This is a genomic window from Xanthobacter sp. NM-59, assembly GCF_021401125.1.
In the GTDB taxonomy this organism is placed as follows: Bacteria; Pseudomonadota; Alphaproteobacteria; order Rhizobiales; family Xanthobacteraceae; genus Xanthobacter.
On record NZ_JACBFQ010000002.1, the window covers coordinates 179,347 to 206,075 of the forward strand.

The window sequence follows — 26,729 nt, forward strand, 5'->3', positions numbered from 1 at the left end:
GAGCACGGTGCGCAGACGCGGCGCGCGCGGCGGCTCCCGCAACGAGGTTCCAATGGGCAAGGTCACCGGTTTCCTGGAGATTGATCGGCGCGAGCAGAAGTATCAGCCCGCCTCCGACCGCATTCGCCATTTCCGCGAGTTCACCCTGCCGCTGCCTGAATCCGAGGTGGTGAACCAGGCCTCGCGCTGCATGGATTGCGGCGTGCCCTTCTGCCACGGCCCCACCGGCTGCCCCATCCACAACCAGATCCCGGACTGGAACGACCTCGTCTATCGCGGCGAGTGGGAAGAAGCCGTCCGCAACCTGCACTCCACCAACAATTTCCCCGAGTTCACCGGCCGCGTCTGCCCCGCCCCGTGCGAGGAAGCCTGCACCCTGAACCTCGAGGACATGCCCGTCACCATCAAGACGGTGGAGCAGTCCATCGCCGACATGGGCTGGAAGAAGGGCTGGATCAAGCCCGAGCCGGCGGCCGTGAAGACCGGCAAGACCGTCGCCGTCATCGGCTCCGGGCCAGCCGGCCTTGCCGCCGCCCAGCAGCTCGCCCGCGCCGGCCATGACGTGCATGTCTATGAGCGCGAGCCCAAGGCCGGCGGCCTGCTGCGCTACGGCATCCCCGACTTCAAGATGGAAAAGAAGCACATCGACCGCCGCGTGGCGCAGATGGAGGCCGAGGGCGTCACCTTCCATTACGGTGTCAATGTGGGCGTGACCACCTCCCTCCAAGAGCTGCTGGACCGCCATGACGCGGTGCTGCTGGCCGGCGGCTCCGAGGCCCCGCGTGATCCGCAGCTCACGGGCCAGGAGTTTGAGGGCGTGCATTTCGCCATGCCCTATCTGGTGCAGTCCAACCGCCGCGAGGGCGACGAGCAGATCACCGAGCTGCCCATTCTCGCCGCCGGCAAGCATGTGGTGGTGGTGGGCGGCGGCGACACCGCGTCCGACTGCGTCGGCACGGCCTTCCGCCAGGGCGCCCTGTCCGTCACCCAGCTCGACATCCGCCCGGTGCCGCCCATGAAGGAGGACAAGCTGGCGGTGTGGCCTTATTGGCCCACCAAGTTCCGCACCTCCTCTTCCCAGGCCGAGGGCGCCGAGCGCGAGTTCGCCTGCGCCACCTTGGGCATCGAGGGTCGCAACGGTCGCGTCACGGGCGTGAAGTGCGCCCGCGTGGATGCCAAGCGCCAGCCCATTTCGGGCACCGAGTTCGTGCTGCGCGCGGACCTCGTGTTCCTGGCCATCGGCTTCGCCCATCCCCTGCACGAGGGCATGCTGGCTGAAAGCGGCGTCTCCCTCGACAAGCGCGGCAACGTCAGCGCCAATGACGAGGACTATGCCACCTCGGTGCCGAAGCTCTATGCGGCGGGTGACATGCGGCGCGGCCAGTCCCTGGTGGTGTGGGCCATCCGCGAAGGCCGCCAGGCCGCCCACGCCATCGACAAGGCGCTTATGGGCGCGAGCACCCTCCCGCGCTGACGCGCGTCGGCGCCCGGACCCCTCCGGGCGCCATTTTTGGCCGACGACAGTGAGCAAGCCGCTTTCGCAGATGTGACCGGGGTGGGATAGGCCCTGCCCCTGCGACCCAACCATTGCTTGGGAACCGCGGCCATGAGGGCAGCGACTGACGGTTGAACCGGGGCCGCCTGCCGCTCAGCTCCCTCCCCGCCAAGCCACGTCGGACACCGACCGCAACAGCTGGGCGGCATGGGAGATGGGAACGGGCGGCACGGGTGTCGTCACAGCGACAGTCACCAATCGCCGAGGTCTTGCCTCTGTTCCGGCGGCGCATATTGCGCGAAGAACTGTCGCCAAAATCGCACCACCGCATTGAACAACCTCGACGCTGGCTGCCAGCGATACTCCGCCGCGTCGGGCCCGAAGTCGATCAGCAGATATTCCTCACCCGTCACAAATGGCCTCGGGTCATCCGAATTCCCCTCATCGAGAGCAGCCTCCGCGTTGTCAAAGAGGAACGGTGCACTGGATGCGCGATGGCTGTCGAAGCTCTTTGGATGACCAAAATGCTTTGCGCCGTTGGTAAGCTCCTGAATGGTTGGAAACCACACACAGGCTGTGTCAATCCACCTAAGGAAGTCCTTCTTCTCCTTAATTTTAAGCGCCTTGCAGGTCGCATGGCCTTTCTTCAGCCAATCGCCCCACACCCATTCATGCAGGTGAAACGCGGTGATTGCGCAATTGAGCGCAAGCCGCGCCGAGGCGGGCTCTTTCTGATAGTCCGCGAAATCCGCCTCCAGCTTGTCGAGAAAATCACGGGCGGTGCGGATGTCGAACATGGCTGCGCCGGATTTCGTCTTCCTGCTCATCGCAAGACCTCGCCATTGTCCCACGGCCGCCATTGAGGCCCGCAGGCCTTGTCCGCTGGCTCGGCACCGGCCTGGGCCAGCGCCTTTCAGAATACCATGCAAAGCTCGTCGTTCCGCAACGAGGGCCAAGCACCCATTGGTCGCGGCGTCGGCCCAGCCGCCAAGCGCTGCCAGCCCAACTTGCCTCGAACGGCCTGCTCCACCACCGGCCCGCAAGCCTCACCCCTCCCCCATGGCCTCCCGCCGCCAGGCGCCCGGGCTCTTGCCGGTCCATTTGCGGAAGGCGCGGTGGAAGGCGCTGGGCTCGGAGAAGCCCAGCTCCGCCGCGATCTCCCCCACATCCCGCCCCCCTGCGGCAAGGGCCTCCATGGCCAAGGCCCGGCGCAGCTCATCCTTGATGTCGCGATAGGTCTGGCCCTCCAGGCGCAGGCGGCGCCGCAAGGTGGGCTCCGGTATGCGCAACTGGGCCGCGAGCTCCACAAAGCCCGGCCAGCTCACCGGTGGCGTCGCGCGCAGCCGCGCGCGGACCTTGGCGAGGAGGCCCGCATCGTGCCGGTAGCGCACCAGGATGTTGGCCGGCGCCCGGCGCAGGAACTCGCGCAGGGCCCGCTCGTCGCGGATAGCCGGAAGCTTCAGGAAGTCCGCGTCGAAGACAAGCCGGCTTTGCTCCTGGCCGAACCGCACCGGCGCACCGAAGAACAGGCGGTAATCCGCCCCATGGGCTGGCGGACCGCATCGGAAGTCCACCCGCCGCAGCGGAATGCGCCGGCCCACGAGCCAGCACGTAATGCCGTGCACCACGATCCAATAGGTGCGGTAGGCGAAGGCAGACCGGGGCGCGCCCGCGTCCTTCAGAACGATCTGGGCCAGCCCTTCGGCCACCACCAATTCCCCGTAGGGATCATCCATGACGAGCCGCAGAAAGCGCAGCGCGCGCTTCAGCGCCTGTTCCAGGGTCGCGGCGGACAGGATGGCGTGGCAGAGCAGCGTGAAGCTGCCCGAGCGCATGGGCCGCGCGCCCTCGCCGAAGAACTCGTCGTCGATCGCCTCCGCGATGGCGAGCCACAGCGCCCCATAACGCTCGGCCGACACCGGCTCGCTCACCTTAGCGGGTAGCCCGGCCCGGGCCAGCAGCACGGCCTCATCGATGCCGCGACGGCGCAGGCATTGCAGCGCATCGTCCACAAAGCCGGGCGAGATCATGCGCCGTTCCATCGCCCCTCCCCCGCTTCTGTCCGCCTTTGCCGGCGAATATTGTAAAATCGATCACAAAATTAGTCCCATTTGGTCATCGTATGCCACCTCCATCCATCGCTAGATCGAGGCAATCGAGAATGCGTCCCCGCCCACCGCGAAGCCGGGGACCGATGGAGGAGCACCATGGCCGACGCCCCCACACCCGCGCCCACCCATGCAGAAGCGGTTCGCGGCTTTCAGCTCGCGGACGTCGCGGCGCTGCTCGACGGCGATCTGGAGCAGGGCCTCAACGCCTGCATCGAATGCTGCGACCGCCATGTGGCATCGGGCGGCACCGCCCTCGACTGGGAGAGCGCCGACGGCCGCCGCGCCAGCTACACCTTTGCCCAGATGAAGGAGCTGTCGGCCCGCTTCGCCAATCTGCTCACCGCCCAGGGCATCAAGCCCGGAGACGTGGTGGCGGGCCTGTTGCCGCGCACGCCGGAATTGCTCATCACAATTCTCGGCACCTGGCGGGCCGGGGCGGTCTACCAGCCCTTGTTCACCGCCTTCGGCCCCAAGGCCATTGAGCACCGGCTGAAGACCTCGAGCGCGAAGCTTGTGGTCACGGACAGCCACAACCGCCCCAAGCTGGACGAGATCGAGAAAGCGCCGAAAGCCGCCCTCGTCACCCGGCCCGGCGAACCGGCGCCGCGGGTGGACGATCTCGACTTCCATGCCGAGCTGGCCCGCCAGAGCCCCGATTTCGCGCCGGTGCTGCGCAAGGGCTCGGACCTGTTCCTGATGATGTCCACCTCCGGCACCACCGGCCTGCCCAAGGGCGTTCCGGTGCCGCTGAAGGCGCTGATGGCCTTCACCATCTACATGCGCGATGCGGTGGACCTGCGCCCCGAGGACAAGTTCTGGAACATCGCCGACCCCGGCTGGGCCTATGGCCTCTATTATGCCGTGACGGGCCCGCTGCTGCTAGGCCACGCCACCACCTTCTATGACGGCCCCTTCACCGCCGCCGGCACCTACGATGTCATCCGGCGCCACGGCATCACCAACCTGGCCGGCGCGCCCACCGCCTACCGGCTGCTGATCGCCGCCGGACCGCAGATGGCGGAGAAGGTGAAAGGCCAGCTGCGCGTGGTTTCCAGCGCCGGCGAGCCGCTGAACCCGGAAGTTATCCGCTGGTTCGCGGAGCATCTCGATGCCCCCATCCACGACCATTACGGCCAGACTGAGCTGGGCATGGTGGTGAATAACCACCACCGCCTGAAGCACGAGGTGCATCCCGGCTCCGCCGGCTTCGCCATGCCCGGCTACCGCATGGCGGTGCTGAATGAAAAGGGCGAGGAGCTGCCGCCCAACGTGCCCGGCGTGCTGGCGGTGGACATGGCCCATTCCCCGCTGCTGTGGTTCACCGGCTACTGGCGGCAGGAAACCCCCGCCATGGCCGGCGGCTATTACCGCACCGGCGACACGGTGGAGCTGGAGCCCGATGGCCGCATCAGCTTCGTCGGCCGGGCGGATGACGTCATCACCTCGTCCGGCTACCGCATCGGGCCGTTTGACGTGGAAAGCGCGCTCATCGAGCATCCCGCGGTGATCGAGGCGGCGGTCATCGGCAAGCCCGATCCGGAGCGCACCGAGCTGGTGAAGGCCTTCGTGATCCTGCGCGAGGGGGTGGAGCCCACCGACGCCCTGGCCGAGGAGTTGCGGCAATATGTGAAGCACCGGCTCTCGGCTCACGCCTATCCGCGCGAGATCGAGTTCCGGACCGAACTGCCCAAGACGCCCAGCGGCAAGCTTCAGCGCTTCATGCTGCGCAACCAGGAAGCCAACAAGATCAAGGACAGCGCCGCCTGAGCGGGCAGCGCCAACGACAAATCGGGGGAAAGTCCATGCAGATCAAGGACCGCGTGTTTCTCGTCACTGGCGCAGGCTCCGGCCTTGGCGCCGCCGTCTCCCGCCTGCTGGTGGGCGAGGGCGCCAAGGTGGTGGGGCTCGACATCAATGCCGCGGCGGGCGACAGCGTCGCCACTGAGCTGGGCGATGGCTTCCGCTTCCTCAAGGCGGACGTGACCAGCGAGGCGGACGGTCTCGCCGCCGTGGCCCTGGCCAGGTCGGCGTTCGGCGCCGTGCACGGCCTCGTCAACTGCGCCGGCGTGGCGCCGGGCGAGAAGGTGGCGGGGCGCGAGGGCCCGCACCGGCTGGAGAGCTTCGCCCGCGCGGTCTCCATCAATCTCATCGGCACCTTCAACATGCTGCGCCTCGCGGCTGATGCCATCACGAAGGAAGAGCCGGGAGTGGATGGCGAGCGCGGCGTCATCATCAACACCGCCTCCATCGCCGCCTATGACGGTCAGATCGGCCAGTGCGCCTATGCCGCCTCCAAGGGCGGGGTGGCCGCGCTCACCCTGCCGGCGGCGCGGGAGCTGGCGCGGTTCGGCGTGCGGGTGGTCACCATCGCCCCCGGCATTTTCGAGACGCCCATGATGGCCGGCATGCCGCAGGAGGTGCAGGACGCCCTGGGCAAGAGCGTGCCCTTCCCCTCCCGGCTCGGCCGCCCGCCGGAATATGCGGCGCTGGTGAAGCATATCGTCGAGAACATCATGCTGAACGGCGAGGTCATCCGCCTCGACGGCGCGCTGCGCATGCCGCCGCGCTGAACATAAAAGGGAGGAAACACATGACCGCTTCGGATCCCATCGTCATCGTCGGCGCCGCCCGCACCCCCATGGGCGGCTTCCAGGGTGACTTCAAGGATGTCACCGCCTCCGCCCTCGGCGCCGCCGCCATCCGTGCGGCGCTGGCGCGCGCGGGGCTGGCCGCCGACCAGGTGGAAGAGGTCGTCTTCGGCTGCGTGCTGCCCGCCGGCCAGGGCCAGGCGCCCGCACGCCAGGCCGGGCTCGGCGCCGGGCTGCCGCTCTCGGCCGGCGCCACCACCGTCAACAAGATGTGCGGCTCGGGCATGAAGGCCGCCATGTTCGCCCACGATCTCCTCACCGCCGGCTCCGCCGACGTGGTGGTGGCCGGCGGCATGGAGAGCATGACCAACGCCCCCTATCTGCTCGACCGCGCCCGCGCCGGCTATCGCATGGGCCACGGCCGGGTGCTGGACCACATGTTCCTGGACGGCCTGGAGGACGCCTATGACAAGGGCCGCCTGATGGGCACTTTCGCGGAGGATTGCGCGGAAGCCTACCAGTTCACCCGCGAGGCGCAGGACGCCTTTGCCATCGCCTCCCTCACCAAGGCGCAGAAGGCCATGGCCGACGGCTCCTTCGCCGCCGAGATCACGCCGGTGACGGTGAAGGCCGGCAAGGCCGAGCGCGTGGTGGAAACCGACGAGCAGCCGCCCAAGGCCAAGCTGGACAAGATCCCCACCCTGAAGGCCGCATTCCGCGAGGGGGGCACCGTGACCGCGGCCAATTCCTCCTCCATCTCGGACGGGGCGGCGGCGCTGGTGCTCATGCGCCGGTCGGAAGCGGAACGGCGCGGGCTCACGCCGCTCGCGGCCATTGTCGGCCACGCCACCAATGCCCAGGCGCCGAACCTGTTCACGACCGCCCCGGTGGGCGCCATGGAGAAGCTGGCGCAGAAGACCGGCTGGGCGCTCAAGGATGTGGACCTGTTCGAGATCAACGAGGCGTTCGCGGTGGTGCCCATGGTGGCCATCAAGGACCTCGCTTTGCCCGAGGAGAAGGTGAACGTGCATGGCGGGGCCTGCGCACTCGGCCACCCCATCGGCGCCTCGGGCGCGCGGGTGATGGTGACGCTTCTGGCGGCGCTGCAGAAATACGGCCTCAAGCGCGGTGTCGCGTCCCTGTGCATCGGCGGCGGCGAGGCCACCGCCGTGGCCATCGAGCGGCTGAACTGAGGGGCACGAGCGCGGCGGGAAGACCTGCGGCGCCACCTCACCGCGTGATCCTCCGCCGGACCTGTCGCGGGTTCAGGCAATGGACGCGCGCCCATGCGGCAGGCACGCGGCCATGTGCCCCGCCGGCCACGGGCCTGCAAGCCCCCTCCCGCTCGCGGGGGAGGGTCAGCGGGGGAACGGGGCGCAGCCGCCGGGGACACCCTCTGAAGGCTGCTCCCCCGCATCCGCCTTCCGCCGCCTCGCCCGCAAAAGGGAGAGGGAGAGGGAGAGGAGCCGCGCCCCGCGCTCGCGCCCAAACCGCAGATCGCCGCAAACGACCAACCGCCCTGGCGACCGACCGCCCAGGTGCCCAACCGCCCAGGTACCCAACCGCCAAGGTGCCCAACCGCCGAGGTCACCGGCCGCCCAGGCCGCCGACCAACGACGCCAACACCTGCGACAACCGAACCCCACAGGCCCGAGGACCCCACTCATGATCCTCACCGAGACCCAGACTGATATTCGCGATGCCGTCCGCGCCTTCGCGCAGGAGCGGCTCGCCCCCACCGCCGCCGCGCGTGATCGCGCGCATGCCTTTCCCCGCGCCGAGCTCACCGAGATGGGGACGCTCGGCTTCCTCGGCATGCTGGTGCCGGAGGAGCACGGGGGCTCGGCCACCGATCTCGTCTCCTATGCGCTGGCACTGGAGGAGATCGCGGCGGCGGACGGCGCCTGCTCCACCATCGTCTCCGTGCATTCCTCCGTGGGCTGCGGGCCCATCGTGAAATTCGGATCGCAGGAGCAGAAGCAGCGCTTTCTGCCTAAGCTCGCGAGCGGCGAATGGATCGGCGGCTTCGCCCTCACCGAGCCGCATACCGGCTCGGACGCCGCCGCCATCCGCACCCGCGCCCGGCGCGAGGGCGACTCTTATGTGCTCAACGGCGCCAAGCAGTTCATCACCTCCGGCAAGAGCGGGGATGTGGTGATCGTGTTCGCCGTCACCGATCCGGATGCAGGCAAGAAGGGCATTTCCGCCTTCATCGTGCCCACCGACACCCCCGGCTATGAGGTGGTACGGGTGGAGGACAAGCTGGGCCAGCATGCCTCCGACACCTGCGCCCTCGCCTTCAACGACATGCGCATTCCCGCCGAGCTGCGCCTGGGCGCTGAGGGCGAGGGGCTGAAAATCGCGCTCGCGAACCTGGAGGGCGGGCGCATCGGCATCGCAGCCCAGTCGGTGGGCATGGCCCGCGCTGCGTTCGAGGCCGCCCGCGCCTATGCCAAGGAGCGCGTCACCTTCGGCAAGCCCATCTTCGAACATCAAGCCATCGCCTTCCGCCTCGCCGACATGGCGACGCGCATCGAAGTGGCGCACCAGATGGTGCTCCACGCCGCGGCCCTGCGCGAGGCGGGCCGGCCCTGTCTCACGGAAGCATCCATGGCCAAGCTTTTCGCCTCGGAAACGGCGGAGCAGGTGTGCTCGGCCGCCATCCAGATCCATGGCGGCTATGGCTATCTGGCGGACTTCCCGGTGGAGCGGATCTATCGGGATGTGCGCGTGTGCCAGATCTATGAGGGCACCAGCGACGTGCAGCGCATCGTCATCGCCCGCAGCCTCTGAGGCGCGGCTCCCGCCATAAATGCCCTCTCCCGCCTGCGGGGGAGGATGGGAGGGGGAGAGGCTCAATTCTTCCCCCCTCCCGCGCCGGCCACCTCTCCGCCGCGCGCCCCCCTCCCTCGCAAGCGGGAGAGGCAGAGTGCGCCGCCCCAAGCATGCGGTCTCAAGCGCTCTCGGCCTCAAGCGCACGGCAGAAAATGCGCGGCCTGAGCCGCCCTTCGACCTCCAAATCAACACAGCGGCCGCCAAGGCCCGCCCGAGGAAACGCCAGATGACCGAAGCCGCCAGCCCAGCATCGCACACCAGCCCAAAAGGCCCCCTCGCCGGCCTGCGCGTCGTCGATCTCTCGCGCCTCGCGCCGGGGCCCTATTGCACCATGCTGCTGGCCGATCTCGGCGCCGAAGTCATCGTGGTGGGCGGCGGGCGCGCGGGCGTCGCCATTCCCGAACTGTCACGCGGGAAGCGCTTCATTTCTCTGGATCTGAAAGCCCCGGCGGGCCGCGACGCGCTGCATGCCCTGGTGAAGACCGCCGACGTGCTGGTGGAAGGCTTCCGCCCCGGCGTCGCCGCCCGCCTGGGCGCGGGCTATGAGGAGCTGTCCGCGCTCAATCCGAAGCTGGTCTATTGCTCTCTCACCGGCTTCGGCCAGGACGGCCCGCGCGCCCAGGAGGCAGGGCACGATCTCACTTATCTTGCGCTATCCGGCGTGCTGGGCGGCCTTGGGCCCAAAGGTGCGCCGCCGGTGCCGCCGCTCAATCTGGTGGCCGATTTCGCGGGCGGAAGCCTCGTGGCAGCGCTCGGCATCCTGGCGGCGGTGATCGAGGCGCGCGGCTCAGGCCGGGGCCAAGAGATCGACGCGGCCATGGTGGACGGCTCGCTTTCGCTCATGGCCATGCACCTGCCCTTGTGGCACACGCCCCATTGGCCGGCGCGGGGCGAAGGGCTGCTGGCGGGCGATAAGCCTTTCTACCGCACCTATGCCTGCGCCGACGGGCGCTATCTGGCGGTAGGCGCGCTGGAACGCGGCTTCTTTGAAAATCTCTGGCGCGTCCTCGATCTCGGCGCGGTGCCGGACCACATGGCGGCGGCCAACTGGCCCACCATCGAGCGCACGTTGACCGAGACCTTCCTCACCCGCCCGCGCGATGAATGGGCGGCCCTGTTCGCGGGCACCGATGCCTGTGTGGCGCCGGTTCTGGAACCCCACGAAGTGTGGGACGAGCCCCACATCGCCGCACGCCATCCGACCTCCGGCCCCCATGAGGTGCCGGCGGTGCCGCGCCTCTCCCGCACCCCCGCCATCGCCCGCCCCCTCGACCAGTCCGACCAGAGCCGCGCGGTGCTGGGCGCGCTCGGCCTTTCCGAAGCGCAGATGGATGCCGCCATCGACCCACCGCAGAAAGCCCAGCGCACCGGCCTCGATTGGCCACCGGCCCTGCGCTGAGAGCGCACTGAGCGGAACGAAAGCGCGGCCGGCCCGTCGGCACGGACCGGCACCGCGCCCATCACACACTTAAAACGTGTATCGACTATTTCCCGAGCGCTGAAAGGTCCCATATCACCGCGCACATCCTTGTGGCCCCGCCCCTGCTCGGCTTAAACAAGCTGAAGCGTTGCAGGAAAGCCGAGACCGTGCAGACGTTCGGTTATCCCGGCGGGGTCATTTCACTTAAGGATGTTGCTCCATGTCGAACATCATCGAAGACATCTATACTGAGCCCGAGGATTTTTCGCCGGATACACTTGCCAATCTCGGCCCCCTGCGCCGTCTTGCCGGCGTGTGGCAGTCGGACACGGGGATGGACGTGAACCCCAAGGCCGATGGCCCGGAGCGCCGCGCCTTCAGCGAAGTCGTAAAGATGGAGCCCATCGACCCGCAGACCAACGGCCCCCAGTTGCTCTATGGCCTGCGCTATCACGTCCACATCACCGCGCCGGGGGAATCCGGCACGTTCCACGACCAGATCGGCTATTGGCTGTGGGAGCCGGCCACCGGCCTCATCATGCAGACCATCGCCATCCCGCGCGGCCAGGTGGTGCTTGCCGGCGGCACGGCCGGGGCGGCCGACAAGACCATTTCGGTGGAAGCGCGGCGGGGTGACACCCGCTTTGGCATCAGCTCCACCACCTTTCTCGAAGACGCCTTCCGCACCGACTTCTATCGCATCGACATTACCTTCAACGACGATGGCAGCTGGACCTATGTGACCCGCGTCGATCTGGCGATCCGGGGCCAGGAGCCGGCCTTCAACCATACCGACACCAACACCCTGCGCCGCATCCTGCGGCCGCGGCCCAACCCCATGGCGGCCACCCCCATGGAAGGCGCCGAGGGCTGATCCCCACTGCCCGTGAGCGCTGCTCATGGGCCTCGGGTCACACCCGTGCGGCGGCGGTCAAAGACCGGGGCCGATGGTGTGAAGGATCGGGCTCCCACGGCGGGAGCCCGTCCACCTGAAGCGACTTCAGCGGGGCGCGGTGCCGGCCAGCATCTTTTCCACCTCGTCGCCCAGCGCCAGGGCGCTGGTGAGGCCGGGGGACTCGATGCCGAACAGGTTCACCAGCCCCGGCACGCCGTGGACCTGCTCGCCCTGCAACACGAAATCCGGCGTCGCGCCGTCCGGCCAGTCCAGCTTGGGGCGGATGCCGGAATAGCCGGGAATGAGGTCGTCCTCCGTCACGTCCGGCCAATAGCGGCGGATGGAGGCGAGGAAGGGTGCGCGGCGCGCCGGGTCCACCGCGTAATCGCGCGTCTCCACCCATTCCACATCGGGCCCGAACCGCCCCTGCCCGCCCAGATCGAGGGTGAGGTGGGTGCCAAGGCCGCCCGGTTCCGGCACCGGATAGATGAGGTGGCGAAACGGCACCTTGCGGGCGCAGGTGAAGTAATTGCCCTTGGCATATTTCGGCCGGGGCACGAAGCGTGCCTCCAGCCCCTCAATGCGCCCGGCCACAGTGGTGGCGTCGAGCCCCGCGCAATTCACCAGGACCCGGCAGCCGAGGGTCAGCGGGGCTTCGCCGCCCGCCTCCACCACGAAACCGTCATTGCCCACCTCAGCCCGCACGAAGGGCGCGGCGAGCGCCACCATGCCGCCCGCTGCCTCCAGGTCCCCTTGCAGCGCCAGCATCAGGCCATGGGAATCCACGATACCGGTGACGGGCGAGAACAGAGCCGCGTGCACGGACAAGGCCGGCTCCAGGGCCTTCACCTCGGCGGCATCGAGCAGGCGCAGCTCTTCCACCCCGTTGGCCTCGCCGGTGGCCTTCAATTTCTCCAGATAGCCCACCTCGTCCGCACTGCCGGCGACGATGAGCTTGCCGATGCGCGACACCCCCACCCCATGGTCGGCGCAATAGCCATAGAGCGCGCGGCGCCCGGCCACGCACAAGCGCGCCTTGAGACTGCCGGGGGCGTAATAGATACCGGCATGGATGACCTCGGAATTGCGGGCGCTGGTGACGGTGCCGATGGCGCCTTCCGCTTCCAGCACGATCACGTCGTGCCCTGCCTGCGCCAGCGCCCGCGCCACCGCGAGCCCCACCACGCCCGCGCCCACGACGATGCAATCCACCCGATCCATGCCCGCTCCCGTTCTCTGCCTGCGGCGAAACGCACCATAATGCGCGGAGGTGTGCTTTCAAGCCGAGCGGGTGGCCCGTTTTCGGGTCACAGCGCGCTCCCGCGAGACGCAGAACCCGATCGTCATTCGACGCGGGCAGTTCACGAATGGCGCATTCCCGCTCCCGCTTGCCGGAGAGGGAGGGGCCGGCGTGTTCCGGCGATGCAGACGACAGGCATTGAACGCGCCATCGCCCTTCGCAGCCCCCCGTTCGCCTTGCTGCTCCGTGTTCGTGCCCAGCCCGCTGGTCCCCTCCCCCGCAGGCGGGAGAGGGAGAAGCGGCCGGGCGCTGAGCGGTCGGGTCGGCCGCCAGTCGGTGGCCCTCCCGTCAGCGATAGAACAGGCCCACTTTGTCGCCCGCCACGTCCATCACCGTGATGTCCATGTCGTAGATGGCGCGCAGCACATCAGAGCGCATCAGCTCGGCGGGCGGGCCCTGGAACGCAAGGCGGCCGTCGCGCATGGCCACCACGCGGTCGGCATGGCAGGAAGCGAAATTGATGTCGTGGAGCACCACCACCACCGTCTTGCCCAGCTCGTCCGCCGCCCGGCGCAGCAGGCGCATGGTGGCGGCGGCATGCTTCATGTCGAGATTGTTCAGGGGCTCGTCGAGCAGCAGATAGTCCGGGTCCTGCGCCAGCACCATGGCGATGAAGGCGCGCTGGCGCTGGCCGCCGGACAGCTCATCCAAGAAACGGTCCTTCAGCGCATCGAGGTCCACATAGCCGATGGCGCGCGCGACCATGTCTCGGTCCTCGCCCGTCAGGCGTCCGCGCGAATAGGGGAAGCGGCCGAACGCCACCAGTTCCGCCACCGTGAGGCGCGGCGTCACCGCATTGGCCTGCCGCAGGATGGCGAGCCGCCGCGCCAGCACGGGACCCGGCACGGCGGTGACATCCTGACCGTCAAGGGTGACATGGCCGCCGCTCGCCGGCATCAGCCGCGCGACGATGGACAGGAGCGTGGACTTGCCCGCCCCGTTCGGCCCGATGAGCGCGGTGAGCCCGCCGGGCGGCAGGTCGAAGGACACGCCATCCAGCACCCGGGCAGCGCCATAGGCCTTGGCGAGATTGCGGATTTCAATCACGACCGGTCCCTCCGCAACAGCAGCAGGATGAAGACGAGCCCGCCCACGAACTCGATGACCACGCTCAGGGTGGTGCCCAGGTTCAACAGCCGCTCCAGCACCATCTGTCCGCCCACTAGGCAGATGACGGCCACCAGCACCGCCGCCGGCAGGGTGTAGCGGTGACGATCCGTGCCCGTGAGGTGATAAGCAAGGTTCGCCACCAGCAGGCCGAAGAACAGCACCGGCCCCACCAGCGCCGTGGACACGGAAACCAACACCGCCACCAGCGCCATCAGCAGCGCCACCACCCGGCGATAATCCACCCCCAGATTGATGGCCGCCTCGCGGCCCAGGGACAGCACGTCCAGCACCGGCGCCAGCCAAAGGGCGAGCGCGCTGCCCAGCACGATCACCACCCCGGCGAGGGGCAACAGCGTGGTGTCCACCGCATTGAACTGGGCGAACAGCAGCCCCTGGAGCACGGCGAAGGCATTGGGATCCAGCACCCGCTGGAGCAGGGCCGCGAGGCTGCGGCACAGCACGCCAAACACCACGCCCGTGAGCAGCAGCAGATGCAGGCTGTTGCGCCCGTCGGCGAACAGCAGGCGGAACAGCAGGAGCGCCGCCGCCACCATTACCAAGGCCTCGCCCAGAAAGCGCAGGCGCGGATCCAGCATCAGCACCGCCTGGGCGCCGAAGGCGAACACGGCAAGGGTCTTGAACACCACGAACAGCGCATCGAAGCCCATCACCGCCGGGGTGAGGATGCGGTTCTGCGTGAGCGTCTGAAACACCACGGTGGAGACCGCCACGGCCGTCGCCACCGCCATCAGCCCGGCGAGCTTGGTGCCGCGAAAGGTGAGCACGAAGCTCCAATTGCCCCGCGCCCCCACGGTGAGGAAGGCCGCCATGGCGAGCAAGGCGAGGGCGGCGAGCAGCAGCAGCGTCCGCGCCGGCCTTTGGGAGAAGAGGCTAGCCAAGGCGATAGCGCCGCCCGAGCAGGAGATAGAGAAACACCGCGCTGCCCACGACACCGGCCACGGTTCCCACCGGGATCTCATAGGGAAAGCGGATGAGCCGGCCGATGATGTCGCAGGCCAAAAGGAAGGCGGCGCCGCACAGCGCCACCCAGGGCAAGGTGCGGCGCAGATTGTCGCCCATCACCAGCGCCACCACGTTCGCGACGATGAGGCCCAGAAAGGGCACCGTGCCCGCCGTGACCACGCAGGCAGCCGTCACCAGCGAGACGATGACGAGGCCGAGCGCCACTACCTTGCGATAATCCAACCCCAGATTGGTGGCGAAGGCATCGCCCAGCCCCGCCACCGTGAACCGGTCCGCCGCCACATAAGCGAGCACGGCAAGGGGCACGCTGATCCACAAGAGCTCATAGCGCCCCCGCAGCACGCCGGAAAAATCCCCCGTGGTCCAGGCGGCGAGCGCCTGCAGCAGATCGAAGCGATAGGCCAGGAAGGTGGAGACGGAATCGATCACTCCGCCCAGGATCAGCCCCACCAGCGGGACGATGAGCGTGGTCTTGAGGCTCAGCCGATCGACGATGCGCAGGAACAGGAAGGTGCCGGCGAGGGCGAACAGGCCCGCCACCAGCATCTTGGCCAGCATCGGAAGATCAGGCGCCGCCACCATCACCACCACCAGGCCCAGGCGCGCCGCCTCGGCGGTGCCGGCGGTGGTGGGCTCCACGAAGCGGTTGCGGAACAGCATCTGCATAATCACCGCAGCCACCCCCATGGAGAGGCCGGCGAAGATCAGGGCCAGAGTGCGCGGCACCCGGCTCGCCAACAGCACCAGCAGCGCCTGGCTCTCCCCGCCCGACCACAGGGCGGAAAGGCTCATGTCGCCAACGCCGATGAAAAGGCTCGCCGCCGCCAGCACCATGAGCAGCATGAACGCGGCCGCGAACGCCCCCGGAGCCACCGGCCACCGGCCGGCCGCCCCCGCCTGAACGGCGCTCATCGGGCCACGCCAGCTTCCGGCGGCGCCCCATCCGCGCGGGTGCCATCGAGCGCCGAAGCGAGGGATTCCAGCGTCTCCGCCACGGCCCGGCCGCCGCCCGCCGTCAGATACCAGCGAGGCGCGTCGAGATAGACGATACGGTCGGCCTTGGCGGCGGCGGTTGCGGCGATGATGTCGTTGTCGAGCACCACCTGGGCCGCCCCGGAGGCACGGCCCACGGCCGCGTCGCGGTCCAGCACCAGCAGCCAGTCCGGATTGGTCTTCAGGATGTATTCGAAGGAAATGACGTCGCCGTGGGTGTCCCCCGCCTGGCCGGTGGCCACCGGCGTCAGGCCGAGATCGCCATAGAGCCAGCCGAAGCGGGAGCCGGCGCCATAGGCCGAGAGCTTGCCGCCATTGACCATGATCATGAGCACGCGGCCCGCCTGCGGCGCCACCGTCTTCACCCGCGCGAGGGCCGCCTCGATCCTGCCATTGAGCGCGGCGGCCTCGCCCTGCTTGCCGAACACGCGGCCCAGCGTCTCCACATTGGCCCGCGCCCCGGCGATGAAATTCCGCGGATCGACAGTGAGGTCGATGGTGGGGGCAAGGGCCGCCAGCTCCGCATATTTCGGCGCCGAGCGGCCGCCGACGATGATGAGATCCGGCGCCAGCGCCGCAACCGCCTCATAATCGGGCTCGAACAGGGTGCCGACTTTCACATGGCGGCCGTCGCCATAGGCCTTCAGCGGCCCGGGCAGAACCGCATCTGGCACGCCCACCACCGCCACGCCCATGGCGTCCAGCGTGTCGAGGGAGGGCGCGTCGAACACCACCACGCGGGTGGGGCGCTGGGCCAGCACCGTCTCTCCGCGTGCATGCTTTACCACCACCGGGTTCGCCGCCGCCGGCAACGCCGCGAGCGCTGCCAGAAGGACGATGGCCCAAAGGAGGGGGGCCAAAAGGACCGGGGCCAGGAGACAGGCGGCCGGGCGGAAGAGCCTCGGTCGCATGAGAAGGCCCAAGGACCGGCGCGCAAGCGCGAGCGCCGGGCTCCACCGTCCAGCCGCCGTCACGGCACCCGGCCAGCGGGCCACGGGGCACACATGCCGCAACGAAAAATGAGAGTGGAAGCTCTGGAAGCGGCTATTGATTGAAATTAGAATAAATAAAAACAAGAGCCGAACCTCGATCTTATCGAGAAAATTGCAGACTCTCGGCGCGCCACCGAAATGTTGTTTCTCCGCCGATGCTTCCCTCACTCATCTTATACATGCCCATGGGCGTCAAGCCACTCGCTCATGCGCGCGATGGGTCGAATACAAGCCTGGAAGCGCCTGGAGTGAACCGCCTGGAATGACGGATCAGGAAACGAAGGATCCGGCAACGGCCGCGCGGATGAGGCACGGCATTCAAGCCGCACAATGCGGAGGCCGGCGAACGGGGAACCGCGCCGCCCTCGGGTTCCCTCGCACGTCGCGAGACCCCTGCGGGGGATGAGCGAGGGGCGATCAGGCGCCCCCGTCGCTTTCCCGTGCCGCACACACACGCTCTCGCTCCTCGCACACGTTCATGCGAGGAGCGGACGCATTTCCACTGCCCATTTTCCCGGCCCCAAGAAGCGGGAAAATGCGCCCAGGCCACGCCAGCGGGTAGCTGCCCCCTGCCCTGTCACTCCTCCCATCCGGTGACGGAGTGGCGCGGAGGCGTCAGGGCCGCAAGCCGTTTTTCAGCACCTGCAGTTCGGCCAGGGCCCAGTGCTCGCGATCCCGTCCGGCGGGACATCCTTCCTCGCGCCAGATGGCGCGCGCGCGCCGACGGATCTGGTCCCGCTCGAATTCCGAAAGCGCAGCCCGCCCGCTCTCCGATGCGGCCGGGGAAGTGGTTCCGGTGGTATTCGCGGCATCGCTCATGTCGTCCTCCCTATGGCTGCTCGGGCGCATCCGGGCTCCCTTGACCTCAGCCTCTGTTGCATCAGGCTCTCCTGCCTCAGGCCCCCTTGGCCTCGTCCCCGGGGGCCCGGACCGGAGCACCCTCGCCTCTTTGGAAACGACGCGGCGGCCGGCTGGTTCCCTCCCCATGCGCGAGCGCCATTCCCTCGGCGCCGCTCCGGCGTTATGGGAGGGATCCGCGAGCGGACGGGCGGACCACGCGCCGCCCCACCAAGGACACGAGGAGACGGGCGGTGACGGCGGCGAACCTTCCTCCCATGAACACGTTTCCCGATGCGGCGCGGGAGATCCTCGCGCGCCTCGGCGTTCCGGCCACCCGCCTCGCCGGCCCGCGCGCCGCGCGCACCCCGCTGACCGGCGAGATCCTCTCCCATGTTCCCGAGGCCGGGCCGGACCAGGTCGAAGCCGCCCTGGCGCAGGCAGGCGTGGCCTTTCGCGCCTGGCGCGCTCTTCCGCCGCCGCGCCGGGGCGAGCTGGTGCGCCTGTTCGGCGAGGAGCTGCGCGCCGCCAAGGGCGACCTGGCCCGCCTCGTCACCCTGGAAGCGGGCAAGATCCCCTCGGAGGGGGCCGGCGAAGTCCAGGAGATGATCGACATCTGCGATTTCGCCACCGGCCTTTCGCGCCAGCTCCACGGCCTCACCATCGCCAGCGAGCGCGCCGACCACCGCATGATGGAGACCTGGCATCCGCTGGGGCCGGTGGGAGTCATCTCCGCCTTCAATTTCCCGGTGGCCGTGTGGGCATGGAATGCGGCCCTGGCGCTGGTGTGCGGCGACCCGGTGGTGTGGAAGCCCTCGGAGAAGACCCCCCTGACCGCCCTGGCGGTGGAAGCCGTGTTCGCCCGCGCCACCGCCCGCTTCGGCGGTGCGCCGGAAGGGCTGCTGAGCGTGCTCATCGGCGGGCCCGAGGTGGGCGAGGCGCTGGTGGACGATCCGCGCGTACCGCTGGTCTCCGCCACCGGCTCCACGGCCATGGGCCGGGCGGTGGCGCCGCGGCTCGCCCAGCGTTTCGCGCGGGCCATCCTGGAGCTTGGCGGCAACAATGCCGCCATCGTCTGCCCCTCCGCGGATATCGAGCTGACGGTGCGGGCCGTGGCCTTCGCCGCCATGGGCACGGCCGGCCAGCGCTGCACGACCCTGCGCCGCCTCATCGTGCACGAGGACATTCACGACACCCTGCTGGAGCGCCTCGGCCGCGCCTATGCATCGGTGAACGTGGGCGATCCCCTGGCGGCGGGCACCCTCGTCGGCCCGCTCATCGACGAGGCCGCGTTCGAGGCCATGCAGGTGGCCCTGGAGGCCGCGCAGGCGTCGGGCGGCCGCATCGTCGCGGGGGGCGAGCGGGTGGGTGGCGAGGCCCTGCCCGGCGCCTTCTACGCGCGCCCCGCTTTGGTGGAGATGCCGGAGCAGACCGACACGGTGGCCGCCGAAACCTTCGCCCCCGTCCTCTATGTGCTGCGCTATCGCGACCTTGACGCCGCCATCGCCCTGAACAATGCGGTGGGGGCCGGCCTTGCCTCGTCCATCTTCACCACCGACCTGCGGGAGGCGGAGCGCTTCCTTTCAGCGTCGGGCTCCGATTGCGGCATTGCCAATGTGAATATCGGCCCCTCGGGCGCCGAGATCGGCGGGGCCTTCGGCGGCGAGAAGGACACTGGCGGCGGGCGCGAGGCGGGCTCCGACGCCTGGAAGGCCTATATGCGCCGCGCCACCAACACCATCAATTACGGCCACACGCTGCCGCTGGCTCAGGGGGTCGCCTTCGACATCGGCTAATCGGTGCCCGAATGCGGCCTGGCGCCGCACGCCCGGCGCCGCCAGGCCAACGGCCCGCGGCCTGGCCAGTGCCGGCTTCCACCGCAGGTCGCAGCCCCGGCCGCTTTCGCTATGGGGCTGATTTGCTCTAGCGTTAGGGCAAGTCGATGCAAGGGCGAATCGGCGCCCGCGCGCGAGGCGCACCGGCCCCCCGGGGCCGCCGCGCCTTTTTGCCCGATGTTCGAGGGGGCGAGCCATGCTGATCGAACGAACCGCGCATCGCCCGCCGCCACCGCGACCTTGTCACAACACGCCGGATCACGGGGGCATTGGCGCCCTTCCGGCATCCCACCCCAGCAGGAAAGGCATGCTCATGCTGCATCCCAAAGGCCTGATCAGATCCATGGCGGCGCTTGCCGTCGCGGGGCTGGTCACGGGCACCGGCGTTCCGCTTGCCCTCGCGGCGCCGCCCGAGCAGATGGAAGATCGCGCCGCGACCACCATCGACCCCGCAGCCACCGCCGCCCTCTCCGCCATGGGCAAGTATCTCGCCGGCCTGAACAGCTTCGAGCTGACCGCCCGGACCACCATCGAGGTGGCGCTGAAGGACGGACACCAGGTGGAGATCGGCGGCCTCGTCCATTACTGGGTGAAGCGGCCCGACCGGGTGCGCATCGACAGCGAGACGGACACCGTCTCCCGCCAATATTTCTTCGACGGCAAGACCTTCACCGTCGTCGCCCCGCTCCACGGCTACTTCGCCCAGACCGCGGGCAAGGGCAGCATCGGCGAGACGCTCGCCGCCGCCGCCGACACCTTGAACATCGAGGTGCCGCTCGCCGACCTGTTCGCGTGGGGCACGCCGCAGACCCCGCTCAAAGAGTTTGATCGCGGCTTCTACGTGGGCACCGCCAAGATCGACGGCACCGCCACCGAGCATTACGCCCTCATCGGCAAGGACATGGACCTGGAAATCTGGGTTCAGCAGGGTGATGTGCCGCTGCCGCTGAAAATCGCCCTGGTGGATCGTCGCGTCGCCGGCAGCCCGCGTTTCTCCGCTACCCTGGCCTGGGTGCCGGCCGCCACCATTCCGGACAGCATCTTCACCTTCGCCCCGGCCGACGGCATGGCCCGCATTCCGTTCGGTAAGGCGAATGGCGACACGCCAGCCGGCGCCGCCCCCGCCGACGCGCCCAAGGGAGGCAAGTGATGAAACCTGCGATGTCGAAGCCACGCGCGCTTCGCACCCGCGCGCTGCGGCGCGCCGGCGCCGCCCTCGCTTTGGCCGCCCTCGTTTCGCAGCCGGCGTCCACCGCTTTGGCCGCCGGCTTCCATGGCGGCGGCGGAGGCTTCGGCCACGGCGGCATCTCCATGGGCGCGCCCCACTTCAATGCCGCGCCCAGCTTCAACGCGAATCCCGCCTTCAACCGGCCGATCCCGCCCGGCCACGCCTTCGTGCCGCCGCCCGGACCCCATCCCATGCCCGGTCCCCATCCGGTGCCGCCTCCGCCGGGACCGGGGCCACTGCCTCCGGGGCCGCACCCGCTCCCGCCTGGGCCTGGTCCTCACCCGCTGCCGCCGGGGCCGCACCCCTTGCCGCCGCCTCCCGGGCCGGGGCCCCATCCCATGCCTCCTCCGCCGCCTCCGGGGCCCGGGCCTTATCCGCCCTATCATCCCGGCTATTGGCCCGGCCCCTATTATCCGAACAATTGGGGCGCGGCGGCCGCTGGCGCTGCGGTGGGCGCGGCCATCACGGCCGCGGCCATCGGCTCCTACGTCTATTCGCTGCCGTCCACCTGCTCGCAGGTGATCGTCAACGGCATCGCCTATCAGAGCTGCGGGCCGAACTGGTACCTGCCGCAGTTCCAGGGCGGCAGCGTCGTGTATGAGGTGGTTCCGAACCCCAACTGACAGCAAAGCTGGCGGCGCTTCCAGGCGCCGCCTGCCCCTTCCCAGCTGCCGCCGGCCTTCCCTGGCGCCGCTAGCCTTGCCGGCCAGCGCATCAGCGGGCGCCCGGCACGATGGCGCGCCTTAGCCCGGCAGCAGGCCGCGCACCAGAAGATCGTGATATTCCAGTGCCACTTCCTCGGCCGACTTGCCCCGGCCCGGGCGGAACCAGCGCACCATCCAGCTCAGCAGCGACAGCACGGCACGGCCGCTCATCGCCTCGCCCACGGCGCGGAACGAACCGTCCGCCACGCCATCGGCGATGATCTCGCGCAGCAGCCCCTCATGGGCGTCGCGCAGGGCCAGCGCATCATCCTTCAGCTCACTGTTCGCCATGCCGGAGAAGCCCACCAGCATGGTGACGAAGCAATCATAATTGTCCGCCAGGAAGCGGGCATGCGCCACCATGTATTGGCGCAATTGGTCCACCGGCGGATCCTGCCGGTTCACCGCGATGGCCGAGGCCTCATACAGGCCGGTCAGAGTGAAAATGATGATGGCGTCATAAATCTCCTGCTTGGAGGAGAAGTAATTGTAGATGGCGCCTTTGGAATAATTCATGGCGCGGGCAAGCTCCGCCAGGGAGCCGGAGGAAAAGCCTTTCTCGGCAAACAGCCGCGCCGCCTGCTGCAGGATTTCCGCGCGCGGATCATCGAGCAAGGGCGGACGCCCCAGCGGCCGCGGCGCCGTGGCCTTCGAGGCAGCTGCCCCGCGGGGCGCGCTGGCAACCTTCGGCGTGCTGGCAACCTTGGGCGCACCCGCGACAGCGGGAGGACCAGACGGCGACGCCGCCCGTTCGCCGCCCGCTTTCGTCGCCCGCGCCTTGCGGCTCGGGGCAGGAGGCCTGGTTCCGACATTGCCAGCCATCTCCACCGGGGGCGCGAGGCTCGACGCCTTGCCGCGCCGGACCCGCGCCGGCTTTAGCTCCTTCTCGCTCAACCCATCCTCCCCGGCACGCCTCGATGCGCGTCTTGTTCCTGCCGCGCGGCCATCGGCAGCCTCGGGCTACCCCGCTCTTAACGTTCGCAGGGCGCAGGCGAAACCCACCCGGTGCGGCGCGGCGCACAAGGCCCTTGACCGCACCCTTCGAATTATATACCGACTGGTCGGAAAGTAAATCACGGCGACCAACCATACCGAGGAGACACGTCCATGGCCGCATCTTCCGCCAAGCCGAAGTTCGACTGGGCCGATCCGTTCGATTTCGAGAGCCAGCTCAACGAGGAAGAGCGGCTGGTGCGCGACACCGCGCGTGACTATGCGCAGGAAAAGCTGCTGCCGCGCGTGACCTCCGCCTATCTCGACGAGCGCTTCGACCGCGAGATCATGAATGAGATGGGCGAGCTCGGCCTGCTCGGCTGCACCATCTCCCCGGAATACGGCGGAGCCGGCCTCAACTACGTGTCCTACGGCCTCGCCGCCCGTGAGGTGGAGCGGGTGGATTCCGGCTATCGCTCGGCCATGAGCGTGCAGTCGTCCCTCGTCATGCACCCCATCAACGCTTACGGCACCGAGGAGCAGAAGAAGAAGTATCTGCCCAAGCTCGCCACCGGCGAGTGGGTGGGCTGCTTCGGCCTCACCGAGCCCGACGCCGGCTCCGACCCGGCCGGCATGCGCACCCGCGCCGAGAAAATCGACGGCGGCTATCGCCTCAAGGGCGCCAAGATGTGGATCACCAACTCCCCCATCGCCGACCTCGCGGTGGTGTGGGCGAAGTCGGCGGCCCATGACGGCGCCATCAAGGGCTTCGTCGTGGAGCGCGGCACCAAGGGCTTCACCACCCCGAAGATCGAAGGCAAGCTCTCGCTGCGCGCCTCCATCACCGGCGAGATCGTGCTCGACGACGTGGAGATCCCGGAAGAGAACCTGCTGCCCAACGTGTCCGGCCTCGCCGGCCCCTTCGGCTGCCTGAACCGCGCCCGCTACGGCATCGGCTGGGGCGCCATCGGCGCGGCGGAAGCCTGCTTCGCCCAGGCCCGCCAGTACACGCTGGACCGCAAGCAGTTCGGCCGCCCGCTGGCCAACACCCAGCTGGTGCAGAAGAAGCTGGCCGACATGGCGACCGAAATCGCCCTGGGCCTGCAGCTCGCTCTGCGCGCCGGCCACATGATGGACGCGGGCACGCTGCCGGTGGAGACCATCTCCTTCCTGAAGCGCAACAATTGCGGCAAGGCCCTCGACATCGCCCGCGTGGCGCGCGACATGCACGGCGGCAACGGCATCTCGGCCGAGTTCCACGTGATCCGTCACGCGGCCAACCTCGAGACCGTGAACACCTATGAGGGCACCCACGACATCCACGCCCTCATCATCGGCCGCGCCATCACCGGCCTTCAGGCGTTCTTCTGATCGGCGCTCTCCCGAGCGCCCTTGTGCCCTCTCCCCTCGCGGGAGAGGTTAGGGCGAGATTCCGCCCCGCCTTTCCCCTCTCCCCCGCGGGAGAGGGGCCCTTATTTCCGAGTTGGAAGAGTTGACATGTCCGCCGAAAAGCCCGCCCCCCTTGCTGGTCTTCGCGTCCTCGAACTCGCGCGCATCCTTGCCGGCCCCTGGTGCGGCCAGATGCTGGCCGATCTCGGCGCGGAAGTGATCAAGGTGGAGCGCCCGGGCGCCGGCGACGACACCCGCACCTGGGGCCCGCCCTTCCTTAAGGGCGCCGACGGGGCCGAGCTGGGCGCAGCCTATTTCCACGCCACCAATCGCGGCAAGCGTTCCGTGGCCATTGATTTCGAGACCGCCGAGGGCCAGGCGGCCATCCGCGCGCTGGCGTCCCAGTGCGATGTGGTCATCGAGAATTTCAAGCTCGGCGGCCTCAAGAAATACGGGCTCGATTATGAGAGCCTGAAAAAGGTCAATCCGCGCCTCGTCTATTGCTCGGTCACCGGCTTCGGCCAGGACGGCCCCTATGCGCCGCGCGCGGGCTATGACTTCCTGGTGCAGGGCATGGGCGGCATCATGGACCTGACCGGCGACCCCGACGGCGAGCCACAGAAGGTGGGCGTCGCCTTTGCCGACATCTTTACCGGCCTTTACGGCACCATCGGCATTCTCGCCGCCTTGCGGCGCCGCGAGACCACGGGCGAAGGCGGCTATGTGGACATGGCCCTGCTCGACACCCAGGTGGGCGTGCTCGCCAACCAGGCCATGAACTACCTCGCCTCCGGCAAGGCGCCCAAGCGCATGGGCAATGCGCACCCCAATATCGTGCCCTATCAGGTCTTCCCCTGCGCGGACGGCTATTTCATCGCCGCCGTGGGCAATGATGGGCAGTTCACCCGCTTCTGCGCGGTGCTGGGTGCGCCCGAGCTTGCCGGAAACGACGACTTCAAGACCAATCCGGCCCGCGTTGCCCATCGGGCGGACCTGGTGCCGCAGCTCTCGGCCCTCACCCAGACCTTCAAGCGCGATGACCTGCTTGCCGCCCTGGAGAAGCAGGGCGTGCCGGCCGGCCCCATCAACACCGTGCCCCAGGTGTTCGCCGATCCGCAGGTGATCCATCGCGGGCTGCGCGTGGACCTGCCCGAGGCCGGCGGCGGCACGGTGCCGGCCGTGGGCAGCCCCATCGTCCTCGATGGCGAGCGGCAGGTGGCCAAGACCGCCAGCCCCCGTCTCGGCGCCGACACCGAGGCGGTGATGGCGCTCATCAAGGACATCATCGGAAAGGTGTGACGGCGAAAGCCGTCTCACCCGTCGGACGGCGGCGAACGGGCGGGGGTCCGCCCGCCGTCCGACCACCCCCTCCGAGGCCGCCGCCTTGCTCGCGCCACCGGGAAGTGACATGGGTAAAGAGCCCATGATCCGCCTCCCATGAACCGCTTCGCCGCCCTCATCGACCGGCTCGGCTTCGAGCCGGGGCGCAATGCCAAGATCCGCCTGATGGCGGACTATTTCCGCTCGACCCCCGATCCCGAGCGCGGCTTTGCCCTGGCCGCCCTCACCGGCGCCTTCTCCTTCGCCAATGCCAAGCCGGCTTTGGTGCGCACGCTCATCATGGAGCGGGCGGACCCGGTACTGTTCGAGATCTCCTACGATTATGTGGGCGATCTGGCGGAAACCGTCGCCCTCATGTGGCCCAAGGCAGAGGGCGCGGAGGCGCACGCGCCCCTGCTCTCGCGGATCGTGCAGGACCTTGCCACCCTGCCCAAAACGCGCCTGCCGGGCGCGCTCGCCACCTGGCTCGACGGGCTCGACGAAACCGGCCGCTGGGCGCTCTTGAAGCTCATCACCGGCGCGCTCCGCGTGGGCGCCTCCGCCCGGCTGGCCAAGACCGCCGTGGCGAGCCTCGGCCCCCTCACCGCCGACGACGTGGAGCTGGTGTGGCCGGGCCTGAGCCCGCCTTACACCACGCTGTTCGCCTGGGCGGAGGGCCGGGGCCCGCGCCCGGAAACCACCAATCCCGCACCCTTCCGCCCCGTGATGCTGGCTCATGCCATCGAGGAGGCGGACTTCTCCACCCTCGCGCCGGGCGACTTTTCGGCGGAATGGAAATGGGACGGCATCCGCGTGCAGGCGGTGGCGGGCGTGGATGGCGCCGGGCAGAAGGTGACGCGCCTTTATTCCCGCACCGGCGAGGACATTTCCGCAGCCTTTCCCGATGTGCTGGAGGCGCTGGACTTCGAGGGCGCGCTGGATGGCGAGCTGCTGATCGTGCGCGCGGGGCGGGTGGAGCCGTTCGGCGTTCTCCAGCAGCGGCTCAACCGCAAGAGCGTCACCCGCAAGCTGCTCACCGATTTTCCCGCCCACATCCGCGCCTATGACCTGCTGGCGGAGGGCACGCAGGACCTGCGCGACCAGCCCTTCACCGCGCGGCGCGCCCGCCTGGAAGCACTGGTGGCGAAAATGGGCTCTCCGCGGCTCGACATCTCAGCCTTGGTGCCGTTCTCAAGCTGGGACGACCTCGCCGCCGCCCGCGCCACCCCCGCCGCGGCGGGCGGGGATGCGGAAGCCGTGGAAGGCGTGATGATGAAGCGCGCCGACAGCCTTTATCTCCCCGGTCGCCCCAAGGGGCCATGGTGGAAATGGAAGCGCGATCCGCACACGGTGGATGCCGTTCTGATGTATGCCCAGCACGGTCACGGCAAGCGCTCATCCTATTATTCAGACTACACTTTCGGCGTCTGGACGGCGGGGGAGGACGGCGATGTCCTGGTGCCCGTGGGCAAGGCCTATTCCGGTTTCACGGACGAGGAGCTGAAGACCATCGACGCCTTCGTGCGCAAGAACACCGTCAACCGCTTCGGGCCGGTGCGGGAGGTGGTGCACGAGAAGGAGGCGGGGCTGGTGCTGGAGGTGGCGTTCGAGGGCCTTTCCCGCTCGCCGCGTCACCGCTCCGGCCTCGCCATGCGCTTTCCCCGCATCGCGCGTCTGAGATGGGACAAGCCACCGGGAGAGGCGGACCGGCTGGAGGCGCTGGAAGCGCTCCTGAAATAGACCGCGCCGACGCCTGATCC

General features: G+C 68.8%; 22 protein-coding genes. 13 read left to right on the top strand and 9 right to left on the bottom strand.

What is annotated here, in order from left to right; genetic code table 11:
- The first annotated feature begins 52 nt into the window (after positions 1-52).
- Positions 53-1,474: a glutamate synthase subunit beta gene (locus L0966_RS06165; protein ID WP_234050990.1), complete on the top strand. Its 1,422-nt coding sequence runs from the start codon at positions 53-55 to the stop codon at positions 1,472-1,474.
- Between the two features lie 272 nt (positions 1,475-1,746).
- Here L0966_RS06165 and L0966_RS06170 read toward each other — a convergent pair whose 3' ends face one another.
- Positions 1,747-2,322, bottom strand: coding sequence for a hypothetical protein (locus L0966_RS06170; RefSeq protein ID WP_234050991.1), 576 nt, complete (start codon positions 2,320-2,322; stop codon positions 1,747-1,749).
- Between the two features lie 219 nt (positions 2,323-2,541).
- Complete coding sequence (locus L0966_RS06175) at positions 2,542-3,537, bottom strand: AraC family transcriptional regulator (RefSeq protein WP_234050992.1); 996 nt, start codon at positions 3,535-3,537, stop codon at positions 2,542-2,544.
- Between the two features lie 165 nt (positions 3,538-3,702).
- Here L0966_RS06175 and L0966_RS06180 point away from each other — a divergent pair, with 165 nt between their 5' ends.
- The 6 genes from L0966_RS06180 to L0966_RS06205 all read left to right on the top strand — a co-directional run bounded on the left by L0966_RS06180 (position 3,703) and on the right by L0966_RS06205 (position 11,323).
- Positions 3,703-5,373 carry an acyl-CoA synthetase gene (locus tag L0966_RS06180; RefSeq protein ID WP_234050993.1) on the top strand — a complete coding sequence of 557 codons (1,671 nt, stop codon included), beginning with the start codon at positions 3,703-3,705 and terminating at the stop codon, positions 5,371-5,373.
- Positions 5,374-5,408: 35 nt separating this feature from the next.
- Positions 5,409-6,176 (top strand): 3-hydroxyacyl-CoA dehydrogenase, encoded by a 768-nt coding sequence (locus L0966_RS06185; RefSeq protein ID WP_234050994.1) that lies wholly within the window; start codon positions 5,409-5,411, stop codon positions 6,174-6,176.
- 20 nt (positions 6,177-6,196) lie between these two features.
- On the top strand, positions 6,197-7,387 hold the full coding sequence (locus tag L0966_RS06190; protein WP_234050995.1) for an acetyl-CoA C-acyltransferase: 1,191 nt from the start codon (positions 6,197-6,199) through the stop codon (positions 7,385-7,387).
- Positions 7,388-7,859: 472 nt separating this feature from the next.
- A complete protein-coding gene (locus L0966_RS06195; protein ID WP_234050996.1) occupies positions 7,860-8,987 on the top strand; it encodes an acyl-CoA dehydrogenase family protein in 1,128 nt (375 codons plus the stop codon).
- Between the two features lie 268 nt (positions 8,988-9,255).
- Complete coding sequence (locus tag L0966_RS06200) at positions 9,256-10,428, top strand: CaiB/BaiF CoA-transferase family protein (protein WP_234050997.1); 1,173 nt, start codon at positions 9,256-9,258, stop codon at positions 10,426-10,428.
- A 241-nt stretch (positions 10,429-10,669) separates the two neighbouring features.
- On the top strand, positions 10,670-11,323 hold the full coding sequence (locus L0966_RS06205; protein ID WP_234050998.1) for an FABP family protein: 654 nt from the start codon (positions 10,670-10,672) through the stop codon (positions 11,321-11,323).
- A gap of 126 nt (positions 11,324-11,449) precedes the next feature.
- Here L0966_RS06205 and L0966_RS06210 read toward each other — a convergent pair whose 3' ends face one another.
- The 6 genes from L0966_RS06210 to L0966_RS06235 form a co-directional block, all read right to left on the bottom strand.
- Positions 11,450-12,565 (bottom strand): NAD(P)/FAD-dependent oxidoreductase, encoded by a 1,116-nt coding sequence (locus tag L0966_RS06210; RefSeq protein ID WP_234050999.1) that lies wholly within the window; start codon positions 12,563-12,565, stop codon positions 11,450-11,452.
- 367 nt (positions 12,566-12,932) lie between these two features.
- Complete coding sequence (locus L0966_RS06215) at positions 12,933-13,691, bottom strand: ATP-binding cassette domain-containing protein (RefSeq protein WP_234051000.1); 759 nt, start codon at positions 13,689-13,691, stop codon at positions 12,933-12,935.
- Positions 13,688-14,584 (bottom strand): iron chelate uptake ABC transporter family permease subunit, encoded by an 897-nt coding sequence (locus L0966_RS06220; protein ID WP_234051297.1) that lies wholly within the window; start codon positions 14,582-14,584, stop codon positions 13,688-13,690. The genes L0966_RS06215 and L0966_RS06220 overlap by 4 nt, the downstream gene beginning before the upstream one ends.
- A 61-nt stretch (positions 14,585-14,645) precedes the next feature.
- Complete coding sequence (locus tag L0966_RS06225; protein WP_234051298.1) at positions 14,646-15,581, bottom strand: ABC transporter permease; 936 nt, start codon at positions 15,579-15,581, stop codon at positions 14,646-14,648.
- Positions 15,582-15,646: 65 nt separating this feature from the next.
- Positions 15,647-16,591, bottom strand: a complete 945-nt coding sequence (locus L0966_RS06230) for a siderophore ABC transporter substrate-binding protein (protein ID WP_234051001.1) — start codon at positions 16,589-16,591, stop codon at positions 15,647-15,649.
- Positions 16,592-17,338: 747 nt separating this feature from the next.
- Entirely contained in the window at positions 17,339-17,542 is a 204-nt protein-coding gene (locus L0966_RS06235; protein WP_234051002.1) for a DUF2934 domain-containing protein, read from the bottom strand.
- A 296-nt stretch (positions 17,543-17,838) separates the two neighbouring features.
- Between L0966_RS06235 and L0966_RS06240 the strand changes: the two genes are divergently transcribed.
- The 3 genes from L0966_RS06240 to L0966_RS06250 all read left to right on the top strand — a co-directional run bounded on the left by L0966_RS06240 (position 17,839) and on the right by L0966_RS06250 (position 21,246).
- Positions 17,839-19,356 carry an aldehyde dehydrogenase family protein gene (locus L0966_RS06240; RefSeq protein ID WP_234051003.1) on the top strand — a complete coding sequence of 506 codons (1,518 nt, stop codon included), beginning with the start codon at positions 17,839-17,841 and terminating at the stop codon, positions 19,354-19,356.
- Between the two features lie 352 nt (positions 19,357-19,708).
- Positions 19,709-20,545, top strand: a complete 837-nt coding sequence (locus L0966_RS06245; protein WP_234051004.1) for a DUF2092 domain-containing protein — start codon at positions 19,709-19,711, stop codon at positions 20,543-20,545.
- Positions 20,545-21,246: a hypothetical protein gene (locus L0966_RS06250; protein ID WP_234051005.1), complete on the top strand. Its 702-nt coding sequence runs from the start codon at positions 20,545-20,547 to the stop codon at positions 21,244-21,246. Before L0966_RS06245 ends, L0966_RS06250 begins: the two co-directional genes overlap by 1 nt.
- Before the next feature lie 120 nt (positions 21,247-21,366).
- Here L0966_RS06250 and L0966_RS06255 read toward each other — a convergent pair whose 3' ends face one another.
- Positions 21,367-21,942 carry a TetR/AcrR family transcriptional regulator gene (locus L0966_RS06255; protein ID WP_234051006.1) on the bottom strand — a complete coding sequence of 192 codons (576 nt, stop codon included), beginning with the start codon at positions 21,940-21,942 and terminating at the stop codon, positions 21,367-21,369.
- A gap of 492 nt (positions 21,943-22,434) precedes the next feature.
- On the opposite strand from L0966_RS06255, the gene L0966_RS06260 reads away from it, so the two are divergent.
- The 3 genes from L0966_RS06260 to L0966_RS06270 all read left to right on the top strand — a co-directional run bounded on the left by L0966_RS06260 (position 22,435) and on the right by L0966_RS06270 (position 26,709).
- Entirely contained in the window at positions 22,435-23,631 is a 1,197-nt protein-coding gene (locus L0966_RS06260; RefSeq protein ID WP_234051007.1) for an acyl-CoA dehydrogenase, read from the top strand.
- 126 nt (positions 23,632-23,757) lie between these two features.
- The gene (locus tag L0966_RS06265) at positions 23,758-24,948 is read left to right on the top strand and encodes a CaiB/BaiF CoA-transferase family protein (RefSeq protein WP_234051008.1); all 1,191 of its coding nucleotides are present in this window, start codon (positions 23,758-23,760) and stop codon (positions 24,946-24,948) included.
- Between the two features lie 138 nt (positions 24,949-25,086).
- On the top strand, positions 25,087-26,709 hold the full coding sequence (locus L0966_RS06270) for a cisplatin damage response ATP-dependent DNA ligase (protein ID WP_234051009.1): 1,623 nt from the start codon (positions 25,087-25,089) through the stop codon (positions 26,707-26,709).
- Positions 26,710-26,729 lie beyond the last annotated feature (20 nt).